We start from the raw sequence: 20,968 nt of genomic DNA on the forward strand, positions 1-20,968 counted from the left end.
CCCCCGTCCCCCGCTGCCGGCGGGCCGGGACGCCCCCCCCACACGCATCGCGACCACCCGACCACCCGACTACCCACCCCCTCCCACCCCAGCGAGGTCCCCGCATGTCCCCCGCCCGCAGCCCGTCACCCGCCGCCCCGCCGGTTCTCGCCGTCGAGGGCATCGTCAAGCGCTTCGGCAGCGTCCAGGCTCTCGGCGGCGTCACCCTCGACTTCCCCGCCGGTCACGTCACGGCTCTGATGGGGGAGAACGGCGCGGGCAAGTCGACGCTCCTCAGGATCCTCACGGGTGACCACATGCCCGACGAGGGCCGAGTGCTCCTCGAAGGCCGGGCCGTCACCTTCGACTCGCCGGCGGCCGCCCGCGCCGCCGGCGTCCGGGTCATCCCGCAGGAACCGGAGATCATTCCCCATGTCACCGTGGCCGAGAACGTCTGGGCCGGGGCGCTGCCGCGTCGCCGGGGCAGATTCCTCGACCGCCGTGAACTCGTCCGCCGGGTCACCGCGGACCTGGACGAGCTCGGCTTCTCCGACGTCCTCGACCCGCGCCTCCTCGGCTCGCAGCTGACCCCGGCTCAGCGGCAACTCGTCGAAATCCTGCGGGCGTTGACGGGTGATGTACCGCCACGCCTGATCGCCTTCGACGAGCCGACGTCCTCGCTCTCCGAGCACGAGGTGGACGCCCTTTTCGGTCTCATCGGTCGGCTCCGCGCCGACGGCATCGCCATCGTCTACGTCTCCCACCGGATGCGGGAGATCTTCCGGCTCGCCGACCGCATCGCGGTCCTCAGGGACGGCAGCCCCGCGGGCGTGGTGGACGCCGCGCGGACCGATGAACGCGCGCTCGTCCGGCTGATGGTCGGCCGTGACCTGTCGACCGTGTTCGTACGGGAACGGCAGCGGCCCGGTCACATCGTCCTCGACGTCCGGGACGTCACCACCGACGACGTCCGCGGCGTCACCCTCCAGGTCCGGGCGGGGGAGGTCGTCGGCCTCGCGGGCCTGGTCGGCGCCGGACGCTCCGAACTCGCCCTCGCGCTCGCCGGGGACCGGCCCCTCCGGCACGGCACGGTCGCCGTGGACGGTGTACGGCTCCGCGGCGGGCGGCCGAGGGAGGCCATCCGCGCCGGACTCGGGCTCGCCCCGGAGGAGCGCAAGGCCCAGGCGCTCTTCCTGCACCGCTCGATCCGGGACAACACCGCGCTCGTGGTCCTCGACCGCATCCGCCGCCTCCGTTTCGTGCGCCGGCGTGCGGAACGCGACCTCGCCCGGGAGTACGCCACCCGGCTGCGGGTCCGTACCCCCTCCGTCGAGCACGAGGTCCGCACGCTCTCCGGCGGCAACCAGCAGAAGGTGGTCCTCGCACGCTGGCTCGCCCGCAAACCCAAGGTCCTGATCCTCGACGAACCGACCCGGGGCATCGACGTCGGCGCCAAGGCCGAGATCTACCAGATCGTCGCGAGCCTCGCCGCCGAAGGGGTCGCCGTCCTCGTGATCTCCTCCGAACTCCCCGAACTCCTCGGTCTCGCCGACCGCGTGGTGGTCATGCAGGGAGGCAGGGTCACCGGCGAGCTCGACCACACCCACGCCACCGAGGAGGCCGTCCTCGCCCTCGCGATGGCCGACGACCTCGCCGGCGACCCGGCCGGCGACGGCCGCGCGCGAGGCGTCCCCGATGCCCCGGCCCCCACTCCCACCCGCACCCCTGGAGCCCCCTGATGTCCTCCCTCACCACCGACCCCCGCCCGACGGCCGACTCCCGGGGCCCGGGAAAGGGCCCCGGACCGGCCGCCGTGGGCGGGGTCCTCGCCCGGGTGGGCGGTCAGAACCTCGGTCTCATCGGGGCGCTGATCCTCGTCGTCGTCCTCTTCGGCGCCCTGAACGAGAACTTCCTCAGCCTCACCAACATGCGGGTGATCGCCGAGGCGGCCACCATCACCGGTCTCCTCGCCGTCGTGCAGACGGTCGTCGTCATCTGCGGCGGGCTCGACATCTCCGTCGGCTCCCAGGTCGGTGTCGCCTCCGTCGTCAGCGCCATGGTCTTCACCAGCACCGGATCGAACGCCGTGGTCGGCATGGCCGCCGCCCTCGGCGTGGGCGTCCTGGTCGGTGTCCTCAACGGACTCGTCATCGTCCACGGCCGCGTCAACCCGACCATCGCCACCCTCGCGGGCCTCGCCGCGTACAAGGGCCTGGCACAACTGCTCTCCGACGGACGCGCCCAGGGGTACGTCCTCGACGACGACTGGTTCGTGTTCCTCGGCCGGGGCAGCATCGCCGGGCTTCCGGTGATGGTCTGGATCCTGGCGGTCGTCGCCGTCGTCGTGCACGTCCTCCTCACGTACACCGACATCGGCCGCAACATCTACGCCATCGGCGGCAACGACACCGCCGCCCGCCTCGCCGGGATCCGGATCAACCGGTACCTGATCGCGGTGTACGCCCTGATCGGCATCGTCGCGGCCGTCGCCGGCATCCTGCTCACCGCCCGCACCGGCTCCGGGCAGCCCACCTCGGGCAGCGAGGGCCTCGAACTCAAGGCCATCACGGCGGCGGCCCTCGGCGGCTGCGCCCTGCGCGGCGGCAAGGGCGGTATCGGGGGCACCCTCCTCGCCGTGGCCCTCCTGGGCTGTCTGGAGAACGGGCTGACCGTCCAGGGCATCAACTCCTTCTGGCAGAACGTCGCCCAGGGCGTCCTGCTCGTCGTCGCGGTCGTCGTCCAGCAGCGCCGCAACGCCGAACGCGCGGTCGGCCTCCCCGACTGAGCGGCACGGGGGCAGACGTCGAAGGGTCAGACCGGCACCGGCACCCGGCAGGCCCCGATCCAGATCCCGGTCACCGCGCTCACGTACCGGGCGCCGCAGCGGTCGGAGGGGACGACGAGCTGGGTGCCGGCCGCTTCGAGGTCCGTGTCGTCCATGCGGGTCGCGAGCAGGACGGGAGCGTTGCCGAAGTCGGCGTCGATCTCCGCCCACGACAGGACCGTGTGGTGCCCGTCGCCCCCGCTCACGGCGAGCAGGAACCGCGAACGCTCCTTGCGCCGCGCGGAGTCGAAGTCCGGCCGGACGTGGCCGAGCACCTCGCGGAGCAGGGGCCCCTCGAAGGTGTGGTGCTGCGGCCCGGCGGTCGCGCAGTCGAAGACGACCTCGGCCCGGTGCTGTTCCCAGCCCGTCCGGAGGTCGGCGACGGTCAGGCGCGCCGGTCGTGCCACCTCCCCCCACAGCGTGAACTCACCCGCGCGGGTGACGGGCGGGGCGGGCGGAGAGCTGGGTCGACTCATCGGAGATCCCCTTCGGACGGCCGGGCGGTCGGTGCGGCGACTGCGCCCAGTGATACCCGACCGCCATCGCGGGGAACCGTGTGTGCCAGGCGAATCCCACTCTCCGGTCCGTGATTGTGAGCTTCCTACGAGTGTTCCGACCGCATTTTCCGGGTTCAACGCCCAACGGGTGGCCGGTCGCCCCCGGCGGCCGCACGCGCCTGTTCGAGCGCCAGCCACACCCGGTCCCGGGTCACGGGAAGCTCCGTGAAGCGGATGCCGGTCGCGTCGCGGAGCGCGTTCGCGAACGCGGGGCCCACCGGGTTGAACGGGCTCTCGCTCATCGACTTGGCGCCCAGCGGTCCGATCGCGTCGGACGTCTCCGTGAAGTGCACCTCGGTGCGGGGCACATCGGCGTACTGGGGGAGGCGGTAGCGGCGGAACGCGGCCGTGGTGACCTCGCCGCGCTCGTCGAGCCGGACCGTCTCGAAGAGGGTGGCTCCGAGCGCCTGGGCGACGCCGCCCTCGACCTGGCCCCGGCACTGCATGGGGTTCATGACCTTGCCGGCGTCGGCCGCGTGGACGCTGCGGAGGATACGGATCTCCCCGCTGTCCGGGTCGACGGCGAGCCGGAACCACTGCGCGTTGAACGCGACCGAGCGCGGAGACCCGCCCCAGTGCCCGTCGGCCCGCAGCTCCTCCGCGGCGCCGTTCGCGTGCCCCGCCTCGTACAGCTCCTTGAGGGTCACCGTACGGCCCGCGCAGTCCACGGCCTCGGCGTCGAGCACGCACAGATGGCGGGCGACACCGGTGTGGCGGGCGGCGAGGGTGCGCAGTCGCTCGGCGAGCGACTGGGCGGCGAGGAGGACGGCCTTGCCCGCCACGACGGTGCCCGCGGAACCGAAGGCGCCGGTGTCGTGGCGTACGACGTCGGTGTCGGACTGACGGATCGTGACCCGGTCCCCGGTGGTGTGCAGGGCGCCGGCGGTGATCTGCTGGTGGACCGTGGTGGTGCCGTTGCCGAACTCGGCGGTGCCGACGGCCACGTCGTACGTCCCGTCCTCCAGGAGCGAGACACGGGCATCGGCGTAGTGGCCGCCGGGCGGGCCGGTGGCGATCATCGCCATCGCCGTCCCCTGCCCGGTGAGCCAGCCCTCGGGCACGTCCCGCTCGCTCGTGTCCTCGGCGATGGCCGTACGGACGACCGAGAGGCACTGGTCCAGGCCGTACGAGGCGATGTGGAGGTCCTCCTCCTCGCCGATGGGGCTCTGCATGGCCTCGCCGGGGCCGATGATGTTCTTCTCGCGGAGGACCAGCGGGTCCATGTCGAGGCGCCGGGCCAGTTCGTCCATGACGGACTCGACGGCGAAGGTGACCTGGCCCAGGCCGTAGCCGCGGAAGGCGCCCGCCGGGACGGCGTTGGTGTACACCGACCAGGCGTCGACCTTCTTGTGCGGCGCGCGGTAGACCGCGAAGGACTCGCCGACGCTGTGGAACATGACGGCCGGACCGTGGTTGCCGTACGCGCCGGTGTTCGACACCACCCGCATCTGCACGGCGGTCAGGGTCCCGTCGGCGCGGGCGCCGACCTTGATGCCGATGGTGAACGGATGCCGGGTGGTCGCCCCGGAGAACTGCTCGGCCCGGGTGTACTCCAGTTTCACGGGCCGCCGCAGTTTCAGCGCCGCCAGCGTCACGATGTCCTCGGTGAGCATCTCCTGCTTGCCGCCGAAGCCACCGCCGACGCGCCCCGCGACCACCCGGACCTCGTCCTCCGGCAGGCCGTACAGCGCGCACAGCGCACGCCGGGTCAGGAACGGCGTCTGTGTCGAGGAGCGCACGGTGAGCCGCTCGCCCGTGCCGTCCTCCTTCGGCTCGAAGTACGCGACACAGCCGTGGGTTTCGAGACTCGCGTGCTGTACCCGCTGGGTGCGGAAGGTGTCCTCGACGACGACGGCCGCCTCGGCGAAACCCCGCTCGACGTCCCCGATCTCACCGTGCACCTCACCCGCCACGTTGTCCGCCGCGCGGGCGATCCGCGCCTCAGGACCCTTGTCGCCGTGGAGCGCCGGCGCTCCGGGGCGCATGGCCTCCTCGGGGTCGATGACGTGCGGCAGTCGCTCGTACGTCACCTCGATCCGGCGGCAGCCCTCCTCGGCCGCCTGCTCGCTGTCGGCGACGACGGCCGCGACCCGCTGCCCCACGTACCGGACGACGCTGTCCAGGACCCGGGTGTCGTCGGGGTCCTCGGTGGGATGCTCGTGGCGGGCGCTGGAGTACAGCGTCGCGGGCGCGTCCTCATGGGTGAGTACGGCATGCACCCCGGGGACCCGGAGCGCGGCGGAGGTGTCGATCGCGAGGATCCGGGCGTGCGGGTGCGGGGAGCGCAGCAGCTTCATGTGGAGCAACCCGGGGACCTCGACGTCGAAGGTGTAGCGGGCGCGCCCCGTGACGACCTCCGGCCCGGCCGGCGCGCCGACGTTCCGGCCGACCGCCTTGCCGGCGCAGGGGCGTTCGGTGTGCCGGACGCCCTTGACGGCGTCCTCGATCGCCCGATAGCCCGTGCAACGGCAGATGTTGCCCTTGAAGGCGCGGGGCAGATCGTCCAGTTTGCCGTCGTCGTGCGCGCAGCCCCGCTCGGCTTCCAGCGCGGCGGTGGTCATGAGGAATCCGGCCGTGCAGAAGCCGCACTGGTAGCCCTGGGCTTCGAGGAACTTCCGCTGTACGGGGTGGAGTTCGCCGTCCGGCGAGGCGAGACCCTCGACGGTGGTGACGCTGCGCCCGTCCGCCCGTACCGCCGGATAGAGACAGCTGTGGACCGGTTCGCCGTCGACATGGACGGTGCAGGCGCCGCAGTCCCCGGCGTCGCAGCCCTTCTTCACCCCGAACCAGCCGCGCTCGCGCAGATAGGTGCGCAGGCACTGGCCGGCGCGCGGAGTCTCCTCGTGGGGACGGTCGTTGACGTGCAGTCGGAAGCTCATCGGGGATCCTCCTGAGTGCCGGGCAGGGTCGGTTCACGAGGGACTTCCGCCCCATCGGGCCGGGTCAGTTCCCGGCGGACCTCCTCCGCGAGGCGCAGCCCCATGTGCCGTCGCCAGGCGGGCAGCCCGTGGATGTCGTCGAACCAGTCGTCCTCCGCGACCGTCGACTCGACGGCCTGCCGGAGGCGCTCGGCGTCCGGCGGCAGCGGGAACCAGAACCGGAACGGACGTACGGTCGCCGCGCTGATCGTCACGGCCATCGAGCCGTCCACCGGATCGAGCGTCCCGATGACGAGCGCGCCGGAGCGGCCGAGGCCGTACAGCGACGCCTGACGGAAGGCGGTACGGCAGCGCAGGGCACGCGCCGGCAGGGTGACCGAGCGGAGGAGTTCCCCCTCCGCGAGGTCCTTGCGTCCGGCGCCGGTGATGAAGTCGACGACCGGAACGCGCCGCAGCGAGCCGTCCTGGGCGCGCAGCAGGCACGCGCCGTCGAGGGCGGCGGTCAGCGAGATCATCGGCCCGGCCGGGAGGCCGTTGCAGAGGTTCCCCCCGACGGTCGCCATGTTCCAGATCTTGAACGAGGCCAGGAAGGCCCGGCAGCACTGCTCGAACAGCGGTGCCGCCGTGGCCCGGGAGGACCGCCCGAACCGGGACAGCTGGGCGACCGTGCACGTCGCGGCGATCTCCAGGGACCCGTCCGCCCGCTCCGTGAGCGGCTCCCAGCCCATCCGGCTCAGATCGACCAGCCGGCGCAGCTGCGGCTGGGGCTCGGAGAACAGGTACGTCCCGCCGCCCAGCCATGCGTCCCCCGGCCGCCAGGGCTCGTGCCGCCGGGCGTCCCGTACGTCCCTCACGGTGTTGAGGTCCATGTCCTTCCCCGCCTCCTGATCTGTCATTTCAGGCCAGTGAAGCCCGGCGGTGGCAGGCCGGGCGACTGGTGCGGCAGCCGGAATAACGCAGCTCGGCGGGTGGGTGCACTGGAGGATCGACCAGGATGAATTCCGGACGGCCGTGTCACTCCGAGCACCGCGGAGCCGGCCGGCGGCGTCACTCCGAGCGACGCCGGGGCGGCGCGCTCAGACCGTGAAGAAGGGCTGCGGGACGCCCGTCTCGGCGTACCCCTTGAGGTGGTTCATCAGGGTGCCCCAGGTCTCGCTGATCATCGGGATCTCGGACTCGTCGGCGGGGAAACCGGCGTGCGAGAAGGCCACGCGGGTGCCCTCGGCGGTCGGGGTCAGCTCCCAGGTGATGGTGGTGCCGGCCCAGTGGGGCGGGAACGTGCCGACGTTCACCCAGACCACGCGGCCCTCGTCGGCCCGGTCGCGGCGCAGCCGGAAGGGCTCGGGGACGCCGGGGAAGTTGAAGAGGAGGACCTCGTCCTCGCGGTTCACGTCGTTCGTCCACCAGCCGGTGAGGCCGTCGTGGGTGTTGAGCGCATCCTTCGGCTGATCTGGCAGGACGAGCTGGCCGCAGGGGAGATCGCGACCCGCTTCGACATCACCTTCGGAGCCGTGTCCCAGCACCTCAAGGTGCTGCGGGACGCCGGTCTGGTTACGCTGCGCAAGGACGGGACGAAGCGGTTCTACCGGGCGGACCGGGAAGCGCTCGGCCCGCTCGCCGACTACCTCCAGGCCATGTGGGCCACCAAGCTCGACACCCTGGCCCGGCTCGCCGAAGAGGCCGAACGAAGCGAGAAGCCCTGATGACGATCCCCGCGACCCCCATGGACACCGTCACCCTGGAGCGGCGCATCAACGCGCGCCCGGAGACCGTCTTCGGTTTCTTCACCGACGAGGAGAAGTGGCTGTCCTGGATGGGCGCCGACGGCACGTTCTCCTTCGAGCCGGGCGGCTCGTACCGCACCCGGGTCACCGGGGAGAACGTCGCCTCCGGCCGTTTCATCACCGTCGACCCGCACCGGCGGATCGTCTTCAGCTGGGGCTGGGAGTCCGGCCCCGTGCTCGTCCCGCCGGGCTCCAGCACGGTCGAGATCACCCTCGAACCCACCCCGGACGGCACCCGCCTCCGTCTGATCCACAGTGGCCTGCCCTCCCCGGAGTCCTGCGAGGCCCACGCCGAGGGCTGGCAGCACTACGTGGACCGCCTCGCGATCCGGGCCGAGGGCGGCGACCCCGGCCCGGACGCGTGGATGCGGCAGCAGCCGGAGGGCTGAGCGCCGGACTCCCCGAAGTGCCCGAAGCGGCCTGTCAGGCGCCCACCGAGACCGGGGCCCGGCCCGGGGCTCCGGCGCCGAGTTCGCGGACGAGCCGGAGGCCGAGCCGCAGGTACGCGGCGAGGTCCGCGCGCGGGGCCTTCCGGACGAGCTGACGGATCGCCTGCATGGCCTCCCAGGCGGAGGTGTGCGCGAGGGACCCGCCCCAGGTGTCACCGAGAGCGTCCGAGAGGTACGCGCTGAACCCGAGCTGGAGCGCCCCTGCCCGGCGCCGCTCCTCCTCGTGCGCGTCCAGAGCCCGCACGAAGAATCGTTCCGCCTCTACGGGGGGAAGAGCGGAACGGATGATGCCCAGGTACGGAGCGACAAGCGACGCGACCTCGGGGCACTCCCCACCGGGAACGACCTGGTCGTCGAGAACGGGAGCGGCGGCGTGTTCGGGCGTCTGAGTCATGCACCTATCGATACGTCATCTCATCGCAGGAGCGTCCGTGGCACGCCCAGGTACGGCACCGGTTCGCCCCACTGAGCCAGTGGAGGGAGGCCCGGCGCCCGAACAGGCGCCGGGCCTCCGGCTCACGATGCGGCCCCGCTCGCCGTCAGGAGCAGGTCAGGAGCAGGTCAGGGGCAGGCGAGGAGCAGGTCAGAGGCCGGTCGGACACTTTCCCGCTGCTCCTCGGACACGCGTACAGGCGCTCGTCAGGCGCTCGTCAGGATGACGAGCTGCCTGGTCGCGCGGGTCATCGCGACATAGCGGTCGACCGCTCCCTCGATGCCCTCGCCGTACTTCTCCGGGTCCACGAGGACGACCAGGTCGAACTCTAGGCCCTTCGACAGGGACGGGGTGAGCGACTGGACGCGGGACCTCGGCAGGAACCGCGGGTCGCCGATGACACACGCCGTCCCGTCGGCGTTGGCGTCGAGCCAGTCGTCGAGGATCCCCTCCAGCTCCGTCACCGAGCCGTGGACGACCGGGATGCCGCTGCTCCGTACCGACGTCGGCACGTTCGCGTCCGGCAGTGCGGCCCGGATGGCCGGCTCCGCCTCCACCATGACCTCTTCCGGCGTCCGGTAGTTGATGCTCAGGGACGCCACGGAGACCCGGTCGAGCCCGACCCGCTCCAGGCGCTCCTGCCACGACTCCGTGAAGCCGTTCCTGGCCTGGGCGCGGTCGCCGACGATGGTGAAGCTCCGGGACGGGCAGCGGAGCAGCAGCATCTGCCACTCGGCGTCCGTCAGTTCCTGCGCCTCGTCCACGACGATGTGCGCGAACGGACCGGCGAGCAGGTCCGGTTCGGTGCCGGACAGTACGGCCTCGTCGACCAGGCTGTCCTTGAGATCCTGCCCGCGCAGCATCGTCACCGCGCCCTCGCCGTCGTCGTCCGCGTCGAGCACCTCGGCGATGACATCGGCCATGCGCGCGCGCTCCGCGGCGAGGGTGGCCTGCTGCCGGCGCTTGCGCCGGGCCGCCTCCGGGTCGCCGAGCCGCTGCCGCGCCGCGTCCAGGAGGGGCAGGTCGGACACCGTCCAGGCCTGCGCCTCCGGGCGCTGCAGCGCCCGGACCTCCTCACGGTCGAGCCAGGGGGCGCACTTGCGAAGGTACGCGGGGACCGACCACAGGTCGCCGACCAGGTCGGCCGCCTCCAGCAGCGGCCATGCGCCGTGCAGGGTGTCGGCCAGTTCCTCGTCCTGCCGCAGCGACTTCCGGAACTGCTCCTCCGGAACGTCGCCGTCGAGCTTGCCCAGGAGGATCGTGCCCAGCTCCTCCCAGATCTGCTCCCGCGCCTCGTTGTGCGGAGTGCCGGCCTCCGCCGCCTCGAACGCCTCGGCCCAGTCGCGGGCGGTGAGCCGGACGTCGGCCCAGTCGGTCGAGACCGTCATCCCGTGGGTGGGCGGCTCCTCGTAGAACCGGACGGCGGCCTCGATCGCCCGCACCATGTCCGCGGACGACTTCAGCAGCGCCACCCGGGGGTCGTGCTCGGTCGTGGCCTTGGCCCCCTCGGCGACGAGGTGCCGCACGGTGCAGGTCTGCACGCCCTCCTCGCCGAGGCTGGGGAGGACGTCGGCGACGTACGCCAGGTAGGGCTGGTGCGGACCGACGAACAGCACGCCGCCGCGACGGTGGCCGAGGCGCGGGTCCGCGTACAGGAGGTGCGCGGACCGGTGCAGCGCGACGACGGTCTTTCCCGTACCCGGTCCGCCGTCGACGACGAGGGTGCCGCGGGAGCCCGCCCGGATGATGGCGTCCTGGTCGGCCTGGATGGTGGCGAGCACGTCGCGCATCCGGGGCGACCGGCTGCTGCCCAGGCTGGCGATGAACGCCGACTGGTCGTCGAGCGCCGCGTGTTCCTCCAGCCCGTCGGCGGTGAACACCTCGTCCCAGTAGTCGGTGATCCGGCCGTTGCTCCAGCGGTACCTGCGGCGGCTCGCGAGACCCATCGGGCCGGCGTGGGTCGCCGCGAAGAACGGCTCGGCGGCCGGCGAGCGCCAGTCGACGAGGAGGCGGCGGCCCGTGCTGTCGGTGAGGCCGAGGCGACCGATGTACACGGGCTCCGCGTGGCCCGCGTCGCCCGTTTCGCCATCGGAGCCTTCCGTGCCTTCCGAACCTTCGGAGCCTTCCGCACCGACGATGCGCCCCAGGCACAGGTCCAGGCCGAAGCGGCGCAGGGTGCGCAGGCGACCGGTCAGGCGGTGGATCTCCGCGTCACGGTCCATCGCCTCCCGGCCGGCGCCGCCGGGGGCCTTGCGCGTGGCGTCGAGCCGGTCGGACAGTTCGGCGATCGTCTCTTCGAGGCACTTCGCGATGGCCGCGAAGTGCCGCTCGTCGCCGGCGATCAGTGCCGGGTCGGCCTTGGGGGAGAGGCGGTCGGGAAGGTCGAAGGCACTGGTGCCGCGCGACTGGTCCACCGACGAAAGCACACGCACTGGGTGAGTCTCATTTCTGCAGGTCCTGGGCTGAGGAGAGTGATTCTGCGGTACCACGGGGGCCTTGCCGCAAGCCCCCCTGTGCGGTATAAGTTGTTAATGGCAAGAGGTGCGTACACCTTCTTGCCCTTCTTTTTTGGCGCCGCTGACGTTCCGCCCGGGCGTCACTGCCGCCGGTTTCAGGCGCCGCCACCGCGCCCCTCGACCTCGACCTCGTCCTCGGACAGGCCGGCCGATAGCCGATCGGGGTGGAGACGAGCAGCTCGCTCCCGAGCTTGGTGCGGGTCCGCGAGGCCAGGATCCGTACGGCCTTCGCCGGATTCTCCGGCTGTTCGTCCGGCCACAGCCCCTCGACGATCCGAGAGGTGCCGCACCCGCCCCGTAACTCCCCGGCGAGCAAGGCCAGAAGAGCGCGAGGGAACGTGAAGCCGGCCCCCGGGTGTTCCCGGGGGCCGGATCCAGCAGCACGACGTTCCGACTAACGCGGGGACACCCCACCGGCGTAGACGTTGTCCGGGGTGGCGACCGCGGTGATCGCCCGGGCGAGCAGCGTGGACGGCTCCTGGGTCCCGACCAGGGAGTCCGTGTTGATCATGACGACCAGGGTGGCCTTCTGTGAGGGCAGGTAGACCGTCACGGTCTCGTAGCCCGGGATGGAGCCGTTGTGCCCGATCCATCCGTTGGTGTTGAGGATCCCGAGGCCGTAGCTGGTGCCGGGGAATCCGGTCGGCAGCGTCTTGAGGCGCTGCGCCTGGCTCTCGGGGCTGATCAGCTCGCCGGTGGCGACGATCTTGGCCCAGCGGCGCAGGTCGTGCAGGTTCGAGATCATGGCGCCGGCCGCCCAGGCCCAGCTGGGATTCCAGTCCGTGGCGTCCGCGACCGTGCCGGTCAGCGTCTGGTCGGTGTAGCCGCGCGCGTGCGGCTCGGGGAACTCGGCGTCGTTCGGGAAGAACGTGTCGCGCAGGTGGGCCGGGCGGAGCACCCGCTTGTGGATGAAGTCGGTGAGCCGGTGGCCGCTGACCTTCTCGATCACCAGGCCGAGGAGGACCAGGTTGCTGTTGGAGTACTGGAACTGCGCGCCGGGCTTGAAGGTGTTCTTGTGCTTGAACCCGTACGCGAGCGCTTCCTGCGGCGTGAAGGGGCGCTGCGGGTCACTCAGCAGGTCGTGGATGAAGTCCGCGTCGGCGGTGTACGGGAACAGGCCGCTGCGCATCTCGGCGAGGTGACGCAAGGTGATCCGGGGGCCGTTCGGCACTCCGCGGACGTACTTGGAGATCGGGTCGTCGAGGCCGATGCGGCCCTCGTCGACGAGCTTGAGCAGCGCGGTGACCGTGAACGTCTTGGTCTCGCTGCCGATCCGGACGAAGGTGTCGGTGAACATCGGCTCGCGGGTGACGGTGTTCGCGACGCCGGTGGTGCGGACGTAGCTTCCCTTGCCGGGCATCCAGAGCCCGACGACGACACCGGGGATGTTCGCCTGCTTGCGGACGTCCTCGATCGTCTTGTCGAGCCGCGCGGTCAGCTCGTGCCCGAGACCACCCGGCGGGCAGTCGTCCTCGCCGTGCCGCTCGACGCTCGCGGCGTGCACGGGCGTGGCGGGGGTCGCCGCCATCGGCGCCAGCACGGAGGCCACGAGGACCGACGCGGCGAACAATCGGCGATAGGGGGTACGTCGCATGGCGGCACGCTTCTTCCGGGGTCACGGTCAGGGACGGCCACATCACCACCGCCACCCCGCACCACGCGCCCCCGGCCGGTCCCCCCTCCCGGCGAGTCCACTCGTTCGGCGCCACCCATGTCACCGAGGCGGCCCTGGGGCAGGACAGGTCCTGGATGGCCACCCGCCGGCGCTGGCCGCGCGAGCCCTCGCACGGCTCTCAGCCGTGTTCCGGGGCCGTCCTTCCCGCGCCGACGGCGCGGGAAGGACCTGCTGTGAACCGATCCGGCCGAAGCCGGGTTCTAGCGGTAGACGTCGATGACCAGGCGGTTCGGCTGGGTCAGCTGGAAGATGTTGTAGCGGGTGCTCGGACCGAGAGAGATCCCGAACTGGCCCCTGGCCGCGTGGTAGTTCGTCAACTGGACGCCCTTGATCGTGGGCAGGCTCAGAACCATGGCCAGATTCAGATCGGTGGCGGTGTAGACCGGCTCCATCGTGACGAAGAGGTACGAGGTTCCCGGGACGTCCAGGTACTCGGGCTTGCCGCTCATCGGGGTGTACTCGCCCGTGGTGTTCGTCGAGGTGCCGGTGACCGTGACACTCGACGTGAGGTCGAACACGAGGCGGTCGTAATCGGGGTGGGTGGCCGCGCGAATCCCCGTGATGCAGGGGTTCTCGTAGCATATTCCTGCCGAGGTCGGGGTGCGGGCAGCCGTGGTGGCGGCGGTGGCCGCCGGCGACGCGAGCATCGAGACGACGGCAGCGGCGGCGAGTGGCACGGCGACTCGCGTCGCCATGGAACGGATGGTGCGCATCAGGCTTTCTTTCCTTTGTTCGACCGGGCAAGCGGACAGCGGCGGCCGTCCGGTTCGGACGGCTGTACCGCGGGCGGTCAGCGAACGCTCGCGGTGACCTGTCGTGCCGACTTGACGTTGGTGACGGTGGTGTTCCGCGCCGTTTCCAGGGCGGCCTGGTTCTTGGAGATCAGGTCCTCCTGGATCTTCTGCTCCGCCTTGAACCACACGGCCACGAGGTCGGTCCTCTGCTTGCAGTCGATCTCTGCCAGGGCGATCTTCTTCTCCTCCGCGCCGGCGGAAGGAGAGGTGGGGTCGGCGAGGTTCGCGGCCTCCCACACCGTGGCGGCCTGGTGCCCGTTCTCCTTCATGCAGGCGGACCATGCGGCCATGGCCGTCTTGACCTCGGGGGTCTCCTGCGACGCCATGAAACTCTGTCCGGAGAGTTCCTCGGCCAGCGCGATGTCGGGGCTGGGCGTCTGGCGCAGCGATTCCCCGATGCATCCGCCCTCGGGGAGGGCCTTCCCCTCGAACGACTGGACCGCCTTGGCGTTCTCCACACCCTTGAGGGCGACGACCGCGCGGGGCGTCTCCTGCTCGGCGAGCGCGGCCGCGCTCACCTCGGACTTGCTGGGAACGTGGTAGCCGGTCTGCTCGGCCTCGCTCCGGATGGTGAGGCCGTACCGGCGCTCCATGTTGGACGAGCTGCCCGACGTCGGGGGGTTCACACCCAGGGTCTCGGTGCGCCAGTCGGGGAAGCCGAGCGCGCGCATGCACCTGATCTCCGCGTTGCCGCGGCCCTCAAGGAACGCGATCTCCTCGGCGTAGGGGACCAGGTAGCGCTCGATCGGCAGGGTGAGCCCCTGCGCGAGCCCCTGGGCCGGAACCGCCTCCGGCCATCCCTCCCGCTTCACCTGAGTCCAGCCGGCCACGGTCTCCACCTGGGGGACCTCCCCGATGGCGGCAGGGGAGTCCTGTCCCGACTTCTGTGCCTGACCGCAAGCCGTCAGCAGTGCGGTGCCGCAGAGGGCAAGAATGATCAGATTCTTCTTCATGATCAGAGCCTCTCGCTGCTGGCGTTCTCGTTCTTGAGTGCGGTAATCAGGTTCTTGCTGTCCCCCGGGTAGTACGTCTGGTACGTACCGCCGTATCCGGTGTTGTAGTAGACGCGATGCGAAGCGGTGTCCGCGTTGATGGCGCCGGCGGCATTGTTCTTGACGCCCTGCCCGGATCCTTCGGTCGGCCTGCACTTGTCGGCGCCGGGGAACTCGAAGCTGTTGCCGTAGTCGAACTGATAACGAACGGTGTAAAGACCGCTCGGTGTCGGCATGCTGTAACCCTCGTGGGAGTACTCGCTCTTGTTGGTGAGGAAGCACGAGGAGAAGAAGATTCCGATGTTCTGCTTGCTGTTGTAGAAGATGGCGAAGCATCTCGTGGTGGAAGAACAGGAATCGGAGCTGTAGACCGTCGTGGCGTTCGCCGGAGTTCCTACGGCGATGATTCCTGCGGTGGCCATGGTGAGACCGAGCGCGGCGCGCGCTATTCGAAACATGGGAATATCCCCCCCATATACGGATACATCGAACTGCGTGGAGCGGCTCAACTGAAACGGGCAGTTGTCGACGAATGTCCATTCTCTCCGCCGCAACTCCCCTCGGGAAAGCGGCTCGAACATTACTTCGACTTCCGGCCGGGGCGCGCGGTGCGGCTCAAAATAATCGGACAGCTGTCCCAAAAATGTCTGCCTCGGATACGGATATTTAGCTGTTTTACGTACCTGCGGCAATGTGTGGAGGGGCGTTCTTCGGCCTTCTCCCGCCGGTGCCGGGGGCGGCTCCTCCGGGGGTAGGCGTGGAATCGGCACCCGGCCTTGCGGCCCGAGCGGTCCAGCCTCGCCGGCTCAGTGGGGTCTCGCTCCCTACACTTCGCCATGTGCCTGACAGTCGCGGGCGCGGCACTATGCACCATGGACCACTCCCATCTACGGCACCACCACCCGAAGGGGGCGATCGGCGCATGACCAAGCCCGAGAGCGCGGTATCCGAGTACGACGTCGTCATCAGCGGCGCCAGCCTCGCCGGCAGCGCCGCGGCGATCCTGCTGGCCCGACGCGGTGCCCGCGTCGCCCTGCTCGAACGCCGCTCGGACCCCGAGGCGTACAAGGTGCTGTGCACCCACTCCGTCACGGCGAACGCCTACCCGGTGCTGGACGAACTCGGCCTCGTCCCCGCCCTGGAGAAGGCGGGAGCCGTACGCAACGACGCCCGCTGGTACACCCGTTGGGGATGGATCGAGCCGAGAGCCGCACCGACGGGCCCCGAGCTGCCGCACGCGTACAACATCCGGCGCAGCGTCCTCGATCCGCTGATCAGGTCCCACGCGGCACGGACCCCCGGCGTCGATCTGCTCCTCGGTCACCAGGTGACCGGCCTGGTCCGGGAAGCCGGGCGGACCGTGGGGGTGCGCGCGTCGACGCGGCAGGGCGAGCGTGAGATACGGGCCCGCCTGGTGGTCGGCGCCGACGGCAAGGACTCCGCCGTGGCCACGTTCGCCGGGGTGCCCGCCCGGCAGTACGAGAACGCGCGGTTCGGCTATCTCGCGCACTTCCGCAACCTTCCGCTGCACGGCGGGATCGGCCAGACCTGGTTCCTGGAGCCCGACATGGCGTACGCGTTCCCGAACGACGACGGGGTCACGGTCCTCGCCGTGGTCCCGGACAAGAAACACCTTCCGGCCTTCCGGGAGGACCTGGAGGGCAGCTTCCTTGAGTTCATCCGCGCTCTGCCCGAGGCGCCGCCCATCGACTCGGCCGAACGCATCACGAAGATCATCGGCATGGTCGACTACCCGCTCCACAGCCGCAAGCCGACCGCACCGGGCGTCGCGCTCATCGGCGACGCGGCCCTGACCGGCGATCCCCTGTGGGGCGTGGGATGCGGGTGGGCGCTGGAGTCGGCGCAATGGCTGGCAGCGGCGGTCGCCTCGGCCGCGACCGGCCGGGGAGACCTCGACAAGTCGCTCGCGGCGTACGAACGCAGGCACGGACGTCAACTCCGCGGCCACCAGTACCTGGCCGTCGACTTCGCCAAGGCCCGACCCTTCAACCCCATCGAGCGGCTGGTCTTCTCGGCGGCGGCGCGTGACGAGTCGATCGCGCGGCACATGCACCGCTTCGCATCCCGTCTGATCGGCCCCCTGCGCTTCCTGAACCCGGTCATCCTGGCCAAGTCGGCGGCCGTCAACATCAAATATCGAGCGGCTGTGTCACCCACACGCTGAGGCGCGCATCCCGCCCGCGTCCGCGCATGACCGTGTCTCTCGACAGACGCCCTGACGGAACACGCCGCCGACCGCGACGATCGGCGGCGTCACCGCACTTGTCCTGAGCACGGCTCCCATCACGGCCTAGTGTTGTCGCGTGCTTCTGGACGTCAACGCGACCTTCGGGGCCGTACTCGCCGTACTGCTCTGCCTCGCCGCCGGAACGGTCGCGCTCGCCCGGCTCGGGCGCGCCCGTGACACGCTCATCGCCGGAACCCGCGCCGCCGTCCAGCTCGTCGCCGTCTCCCTCGTCATCGGCTGGGTCGTCCGCTCGCTGCCGTTGCTGCTCTGCTTCCTGCTGCTGATGTACGCGGTGGCGGTCCGGACCGCCGGCCGACGCGTCGTCCCCGCGCCCGGCGGCGCGTGGCTGTGGGCTGCGGTCCCGATCGCCGCCGGCGTCGTACCTGTCGTCGTCGCGCTTCTGCTCACCGGGCTCGTACCGGTCCGGGGCATCACCCTCATCCCCGTCACCGGCATCCTCATCGGAGGTGCGCTCACCGTGACCGTACTCAGCGGGCGGCGCGCCCTCGACGAGCTCGCCACCAGGAAGGGCGAGGTGGAGGCGGGGCTCGCGCTGGGGCTCCTGGAACGGGAGGCCCGTCTGGAAGTGGCCCGCGAGGCCGCGTCGGACGCTCTGCTGCCGGGAATGGACCAGACCCGGACGGTCGGGCTCGTCACCCTTCCCGGTGCCTTCGTCGGCATGCTCCTGGGCGGCGCGTCACCCCTGCGGGCGGGCGCCGTACAGCTCTTCGTGCTGGTCGCCCTGCTGCTCGTCCAGGCGGTCGCCGTCGCCGTCACCCTGGAACTCGTGGCCAGGGGGCGCTTGCGGCGGGAGTGAGAGCGACGCAGCAGTGAGACGCGACGACCCGGGGTTTCGGCAGCGGCCCGCCCCGGCCGGGGTGCCGCTGTGCCCGCATCGCCGGAGACCGCCGTCCGAGCGCCGAGACCCGGCGGGCGACGGGTTGCGTCGCCAGGGACGCGACCGCCGCGATGCCGAAGGCCGCCGGGCCCCCGAGCGGCACGACGAGGACCGCGACCAGGAAGCAGAACGCGACGAATCCCCACAGCCCCCGCAGTACGCCGGCCATGGTCGCCTCGGCGGCCATGCTTCCACCCTGCGCCAGCGCGAACACCGCGACCACGCTGGTCGCGATCGGGAACGGGGCCAGGCGGCGGCAAAGGTGCCGAGAACCGCGGTGGATGATCAGTCCCAGGTGCCGCCGCGGCTTCCCTGGACCGCAGCCCTCAAACCGCTCGCAAGGGTGGCCGATTGGCTGAAAGCAGGGGCCACGTGAGCGTCACGTCAGGAGTCCGCGCCAGCGGTCGGCCGACTCCTGCATGTCCTGGACGACCCGCTCCAGGAAGGTTCCTCCCCTGGCCAGTCGCCGGCCTACGGGGGTGGTCGGCCCGAGCGTCTCCGCTGCGGTCATCGCGGCCTGCGCCGACTCGAGTGTCTGCCGTGAGCTGATCGCGATCGACTGGTACCAGGCGTCGTCGTCGACCACGTAGATGTCGCGACGCCGCTGCGGGTCTCGCTCGCGCCGTACATATCCGTTCTGGACCAGGTAGTTCACGGCCACGGAGACGGAGGCCGGGCTGACCTTCAGCCGGCTGGTCAGTTCGGCCGCGGTGCGCCTGCCGTCCTCGGACAGCAGCAGGTCGACGTGGACGCGCGCCGTCATCCTCGGCAGCCCCGATCTGACCGCCAGTTCGATGATCTCCTCCGCTGCGACGGTGACGCCCGGCGGTCCGGCCGCGTGCGCGGGTGCCGGAGCGTCACGCCGCGCTCGCTGGACCGTTGCCCGGTGCGCCTGTTGGGGCAGGTAGCCGCTGGGGCCGCCGTTGCGTCCGATCTCCCGGCTGATCGTCGAGGTCGACCGGTCGAGCCGCCTCGCGATCTCGGCGTAGGAGAGCCCGTTGGCGAGTCCGGCCGCGATGCGCGTGCGGTCCTGCTGGGTCAATCGTCCTCCTGGCATGCCGTCAGTATTGCCTTCGCCCTCAGTCATTGCAACGGGTCATTGCGTTCGAGGGCAGTGTCATTGCATCAATTAATGGGCTTTGAGCTGGGTAAATGTCATTCTGGTGATTGACGTTCGCTCAGAACGCAACGTAGCTTTCGGTAAGCGTCAAACACGTGATGTCGCGAGATGAGGAATGGTCATGAGCGAATCCCTCCACACCGTCACGACGCTGCCGGCGGAGCGTCGGCCCGGCTGTCCCTTCGACCCGCCGTCGGAGCTGACCGACGCCCGCCGGCACGGCCCCCTCAGCCGCTACACCCACCCCGGCGGCAAACCCGGTTGGCTGATCACCGGATACGACCTGGTCAGGTCGGTCCTCGCCGACGCGCGGTTCAGCTCGCGCAAAGACCTCCTGAACGTCGTCGACTTCGAGATCCCGCCGGCCCCGCCCGGCGAGTTCCTCCTCATGGACGAACCGGACCACAGCCGCTACCGGAAGCCGCTGGTGGGCAAGTTCACCGCACGACGCATGCGACTCCTCACCGAGCGCATCGAGCAGATCACCACCGACTGCCTCGACGCCATGGAGGAGACCGGGCCCACGGCGGACCTCGTGGCCGCGTTCGCCAAGCCCATCCCCACCATCATCATCTGCGAACTGCTCGGGGTGCCCTATGAGGACCGGGACTCCTTCCAGGAGCAGATCGACAAGTTCATGAACGGGGAGACGAACGACGAGGACCTGATGGCGGCCTACACCGCGACCCAGGACTACCTCGCGCACCTGGTGGCCGCCAAGCGCGCGAACCCCACCGACGACGTGCTCAGCGAACTCACCGACAGCGACCTGACCGACGAGGAACTGCAGGGCATCGCCCTGATCCTGCTGGCCGCCGGGTTCGACACCACCGCGAACATGCTGTCCCTCGGTACGTTCGCGCTGCTGCGGCACCCGGAACAACTGGCCGAGCTGCGCGCCGATCCCGCGCTCATCGACCAGACCGTGGAGGAGCTGCTGCGGTATCTGAGCGTCGCCAAGACGTTCATGCGGACGGCGCTGGTGGACGTCGAGGTGGGCGGCCAGATCATCGAGGCCGGCACGACGGTCGTCCTGTCGTACAACACCGCCAACCGTGACCCCGAGCGCTTCACCGATCCCCAGGAGCTCGACCTCCACCGGCAGGACGGTGGTCACCTGGCCTTCGGCCACGGCATCCACCTCTGTCTGGGGCAGCAGCTGGCCCGCATCGAGATGCGGATCGCGTTCTCCGCCCTGCTCGACCGCTTCCCCACGCTGCGCCTGGCCGTACCGGCCGAGGAAGTCGGGCTGCGCCCGGAGACCGCGGACATCTACGGGGTGAAGAGCCTCCCGGTCACCTGGGACGTCTGACGGGAACTCGGCGCGCCGCATGGGGTCACCCACGCGGGATGCCGGAGCAGGTTGACGCACACGCCGCCGAAGAGGTTGCCGCCCTGGGCCCGTATCTCCCGGCCGATGACCTCGCCGACGCGTTCCTCAAGCGCGAGGTCCCAGGTCGCGCCGCGCGCCATCGGCACCGGAAACGCCGTCCCGGCGCCCGCCACGCAGCCGCGCGGGCCGTCCACGAACCGGATGCCGGGGATGCCCAGCCGTTCGACGGCGCCGTGGACGTAGGGACGGTCGTTGTAGCCCTCGGCGAGGATCGAGGCGAGGGCCGTCCCAGAACGGGACGTCACCGTCGAGCAGTTCCAGCCGTTCGTCCTCGGTGAGCAGCGCGTACAGGGACTCCGCCTGGCCTCGTGGGTCCTGACCGGCCCGCACCGCCTCGACCGACGTCGCGAACGAAGCATCCTTCCCACGCCACGGGACGCCGTCGCGTGCTGGAGCCGTGTACCCGCTCATGGGTTCTCCTCGCGCC

General features: G+C 70.8%; 19 protein-coding genes and 1 pseudogene. 7 read left to right on the top strand and 13 right to left on the bottom strand.

The window, feature by feature from the left end:
- The first annotated feature begins 104 nt into the window (after nucleotides 1-104).
- Together OG514_RS24405 and OG514_RS24410 are read left to right on the top strand one after the other, a co-directional pair.
- The gene (locus OG514_RS24405) at nucleotides 105-1,718 is read left to right on the top strand and encodes a sugar ABC transporter ATP-binding protein (RefSeq protein WP_266898217.1); all 1,614 of its coding nucleotides are present in this window, start codon (nucleotides 105-107) and stop codon (nucleotides 1,716-1,718) included.
- Nucleotides 1,718-2,764, top strand: coding sequence for an ABC transporter permease (locus OG514_RS24410; RefSeq protein WP_266898219.1), 1,047 nt, complete (start codon nucleotides 1,718-1,720; stop codon nucleotides 2,762-2,764). The genes OG514_RS24405 and OG514_RS24410 overlap by 1 nt, the downstream gene beginning before the upstream one ends.
- Nucleotides 2,765-2,790: 26 nt before the next feature.
- On the opposite strand, the gene OG514_RS24415 is transcribed toward OG514_RS24410, so the two are convergent.
- The 4 genes from OG514_RS24415 to OG514_RS24430 all read right to left on the bottom strand — a co-directional run bounded on the left by OG514_RS24415 (nucleotide 2,791) and on the right by OG514_RS24430 (nucleotide 7,630).
- Entirely contained in the window at nucleotides 2,791-3,279 is a 489-nt protein-coding gene (locus OG514_RS24415; RefSeq protein WP_266898221.1) for a molybdopterin-dependent oxidoreductase, read from the bottom strand.
- Nucleotides 3,280-3,434: 155 nt separating this feature from the next.
- Entirely contained in the window at nucleotides 3,435-6,239 is a 2,805-nt protein-coding gene (locus OG514_RS24420) for a molybdopterin-dependent oxidoreductase (RefSeq protein WP_266898223.1), read from the bottom strand.
- Complete coding sequence (locus OG514_RS24425; protein WP_266900945.1) at nucleotides 6,236-7,108, bottom strand: xanthine dehydrogenase family protein subunit M; 873 nt, start codon at nucleotides 7,106-7,108, stop codon at nucleotides 6,236-6,238. The genes OG514_RS24420 and OG514_RS24425 overlap by 4 nt, the downstream gene beginning before the upstream one ends.
- Before the next feature lie 207 nt (nucleotides 7,109-7,315).
- The gene (locus OG514_RS24430) at nucleotides 7,316-7,630 is read right to left on the bottom strand and encodes an SRPBCC domain-containing protein (RefSeq protein ID WP_266898225.1); all 315 of its coding nucleotides are present in this window, start codon (nucleotides 7,628-7,630) and stop codon (nucleotides 7,316-7,318) included.
- Nucleotides 7,631-7,660: 30 nt separating this feature from the next.
- On the opposite strand from OG514_RS24430, the gene OG514_RS24435 reads away from it, so the two are divergent.
- Nucleotides 7,661-7,942, top strand: a complete 282-nt coding sequence (locus OG514_RS24435) for a helix-turn-helix transcriptional regulator (RefSeq protein WP_266898227.1) — start codon at nucleotides 7,661-7,663, stop codon at nucleotides 7,940-7,942.
- Entirely contained in the window at nucleotides 7,942-8,412 is a 471-nt protein-coding gene (locus OG514_RS24440; RefSeq protein ID WP_266898229.1) for an SRPBCC domain-containing protein, read from the top strand. The genes OG514_RS24435 and OG514_RS24440 overlap by 1 nt, the downstream gene beginning before the upstream one ends.
- Before the next feature lie 34 nt (nucleotides 8,413-8,446).
- On the opposite strand, the gene OG514_RS24445 is transcribed toward OG514_RS24440, so the two are convergent.
- The 7 genes and pseudogenes from OG514_RS24445 to OG514_RS24475 form a co-directional block, all read right to left on the bottom strand.
- A complete protein-coding gene (locus OG514_RS24445; RefSeq protein WP_266898231.1) occupies nucleotides 8,447-8,866 on the bottom strand; it encodes a hypothetical protein in 420 nt (139 codons plus the stop codon).
- Between the two features lie 245 nt (nucleotides 8,867-9,111).
- Nucleotides 9,112-11,337, bottom strand: coding sequence for an RNA polymerase recycling motor ATPase HelR (gene helR / locus OG514_RS24450; RefSeq protein ID WP_266898233.1), 2,226 nt, complete (start codon nucleotides 11,335-11,337; stop codon nucleotides 9,112-9,114).
- 226 nt (nucleotides 11,338-11,563) lie between these two features.
- A pseudogene (locus OG514_RS24455) lies at nucleotides 11,564-11,752 on the bottom strand (hypothetical protein); the annotation flags it as partial.
- Between the two features lie 63 nt (nucleotides 11,753-11,815).
- Complete coding sequence (locus OG514_RS24460; protein ID WP_266898235.1) at nucleotides 11,816-13,015, bottom strand: serine hydrolase; 1,200 nt, start codon at nucleotides 13,013-13,015, stop codon at nucleotides 11,816-11,818.
- A 281-nt stretch (nucleotides 13,016-13,296) separates the two neighbouring features.
- Nucleotides 13,297-13,791, bottom strand: a complete 495-nt coding sequence (locus OG514_RS24465) for a hypothetical protein (protein WP_266898237.1) — start codon at nucleotides 13,789-13,791, stop codon at nucleotides 13,297-13,299.
- 95 nt (nucleotides 13,792-13,886) lie between these two features.
- On the bottom strand, nucleotides 13,887-14,843 hold the full coding sequence (locus OG514_RS24470; RefSeq protein WP_266898239.1) for a hypothetical protein: 957 nt from the start codon (nucleotides 14,841-14,843) through the stop codon (nucleotides 13,887-13,889).
- Nucleotides 14,844-14,845: 2 nt separating this feature from the next.
- On the bottom strand, nucleotides 14,846-15,523 hold the full coding sequence (locus OG514_RS24475; RefSeq protein ID WP_266898241.1) for a hypothetical protein: 678 nt from the start codon (nucleotides 15,521-15,523) through the stop codon (nucleotides 14,846-14,848).
- A 281-nt stretch (nucleotides 15,524-15,804) separates the two neighbouring features.
- Between OG514_RS24475 and OG514_RS24480 the strand changes: the two genes are divergently transcribed.
- A complete protein-coding gene (locus OG514_RS24480; RefSeq protein ID WP_266898243.1) occupies nucleotides 15,805-17,067 on the top strand; it encodes an NAD(P)/FAD-dependent oxidoreductase in 1,263 nt (420 codons plus the stop codon).
- A gap of 139 nt (nucleotides 17,068-17,206) precedes the next feature.
- A complete protein-coding gene (locus tag OG514_RS24485; RefSeq protein WP_266898245.1) occupies nucleotides 17,207-17,947 on the top strand; it encodes an ABC transporter permease in 741 nt (246 codons plus the stop codon).
- Between the two features lie 460 nt (nucleotides 17,948-18,407).
- Here the strand turns inward: OG514_RS24485 and OG514_RS24490 are convergent, their stop codons facing one another.
- The gene (locus OG514_RS24490) at nucleotides 18,408-19,070 is read right to left on the bottom strand and encodes a GbsR/MarR family transcriptional regulator (protein ID WP_266898247.1); all 663 of its coding nucleotides are present in this window, start codon (nucleotides 19,068-19,070) and stop codon (nucleotides 18,408-18,410) included.
- A gap of 199 nt (nucleotides 19,071-19,269) precedes the next feature.
- Between OG514_RS24490 and OG514_RS24495 the strand changes: the two genes are divergently transcribed.
- A complete protein-coding gene (locus OG514_RS24495; protein ID WP_266898249.1) occupies nucleotides 19,270-20,460 on the top strand; it encodes a cytochrome P450 in 1,191 nt (396 codons plus the stop codon).
- Here the strand turns inward: OG514_RS24495 and OG514_RS24500 are convergent.
- The gene (locus tag OG514_RS24500; RefSeq protein WP_266898251.1) at nucleotides 20,421-20,786 is read right to left on the bottom strand and encodes a glycoside hydrolase family 3 N-terminal domain-containing protein; all 366 of its coding nucleotides are present in this window, start codon (nucleotides 20,784-20,786) and stop codon (nucleotides 20,421-20,423) included. The genes OG514_RS24495 and OG514_RS24500 overlap by 40 nt on opposite strands.
- Nucleotides 20,787-20,968: the final 182 nt, after the last annotated feature.

It is taken from the genome of Streptomyces sp. NBC_00572, assembly GCF_026341815.1.
Lineage (GTDB): Bacteria > Actinomycetota > Actinomycetes > Streptomycetales > Streptomycetaceae > Streptomyces.

Coding starts and splice junctions, on each gene's coding strand:
- OG514_RS24405 (WP_266898217.1), top strand. CDS start 105: ATGTCCCCCGCCCGCAGCCCGTCACCCGCCGCCCCGCCGGTTCTCGCC.
- OG514_RS24410 (WP_266898219.1), top strand. CDS start 1,718: ATGTCCTCCCTCACCACCGACCCCCGCCCGACGGCCGACTCCCGGGGC.
- OG514_RS24415 (WP_266898221.1), bottom strand. CDS start 3,279: ATGAGTCGACCCAGCTCTCCGCCCGCCCCGCCCGTCACCCGCGCGGGT.
- OG514_RS24420 (WP_266898223.1), bottom strand. CDS start 6,239: ATGAGCTTCCGACTGCACGTCAACGACCGTCCCCACGAGGAGACTCCG.
- OG514_RS24425 (WP_266900945.1), bottom strand. CDS start 7,108: ATGGACCTCAACACCGTGAGGGACGTACGGGACGCCCGGCGGCACGAG.
- OG514_RS24440 (WP_266898229.1), top strand. CDS start 7,942: ATGACGATCCCCGCGACCCCCATGGACACCGTCACCCTGGAGCGGCGC.
- OG514_RS24445 (WP_266898231.1), bottom strand. CDS start 8,866: ATGACTCAGACGCCCGAACACGCCGCCGCTCCCGTTCTCGACGACCAG.
- OG514_RS24460 (WP_266898235.1), bottom strand. CDS start 13,015: ATGCGACGTACCCCCTATCGCCGATTGTTCGCCGCGTCGGTCCTCGTG.
- OG514_RS24465 (WP_266898237.1), bottom strand. CDS start 13,791: ATGGCGACGCGAGTCGCCGTGCCACTCGCCGCCGCTGCCGTCGTCTCG.
- OG514_RS24470 (WP_266898239.1), bottom strand. CDS start 14,843: ATGAAGAAGAATCTGATCATTCTTGCCCTCTGCGGCACCGCACTGCTG.
- OG514_RS24480 (WP_266898243.1), top strand. CDS start 15,805: ATGACCAAGCCCGAGAGCGCGGTATCCGAGTACGACGTCGTCATCAGC.
- OG514_RS24495 (WP_266898249.1), top strand. CDS start 19,270: ATGAGCGAATCCCTCCACACCGTCACGACGCTGCCGGCGGAGCGTCGG.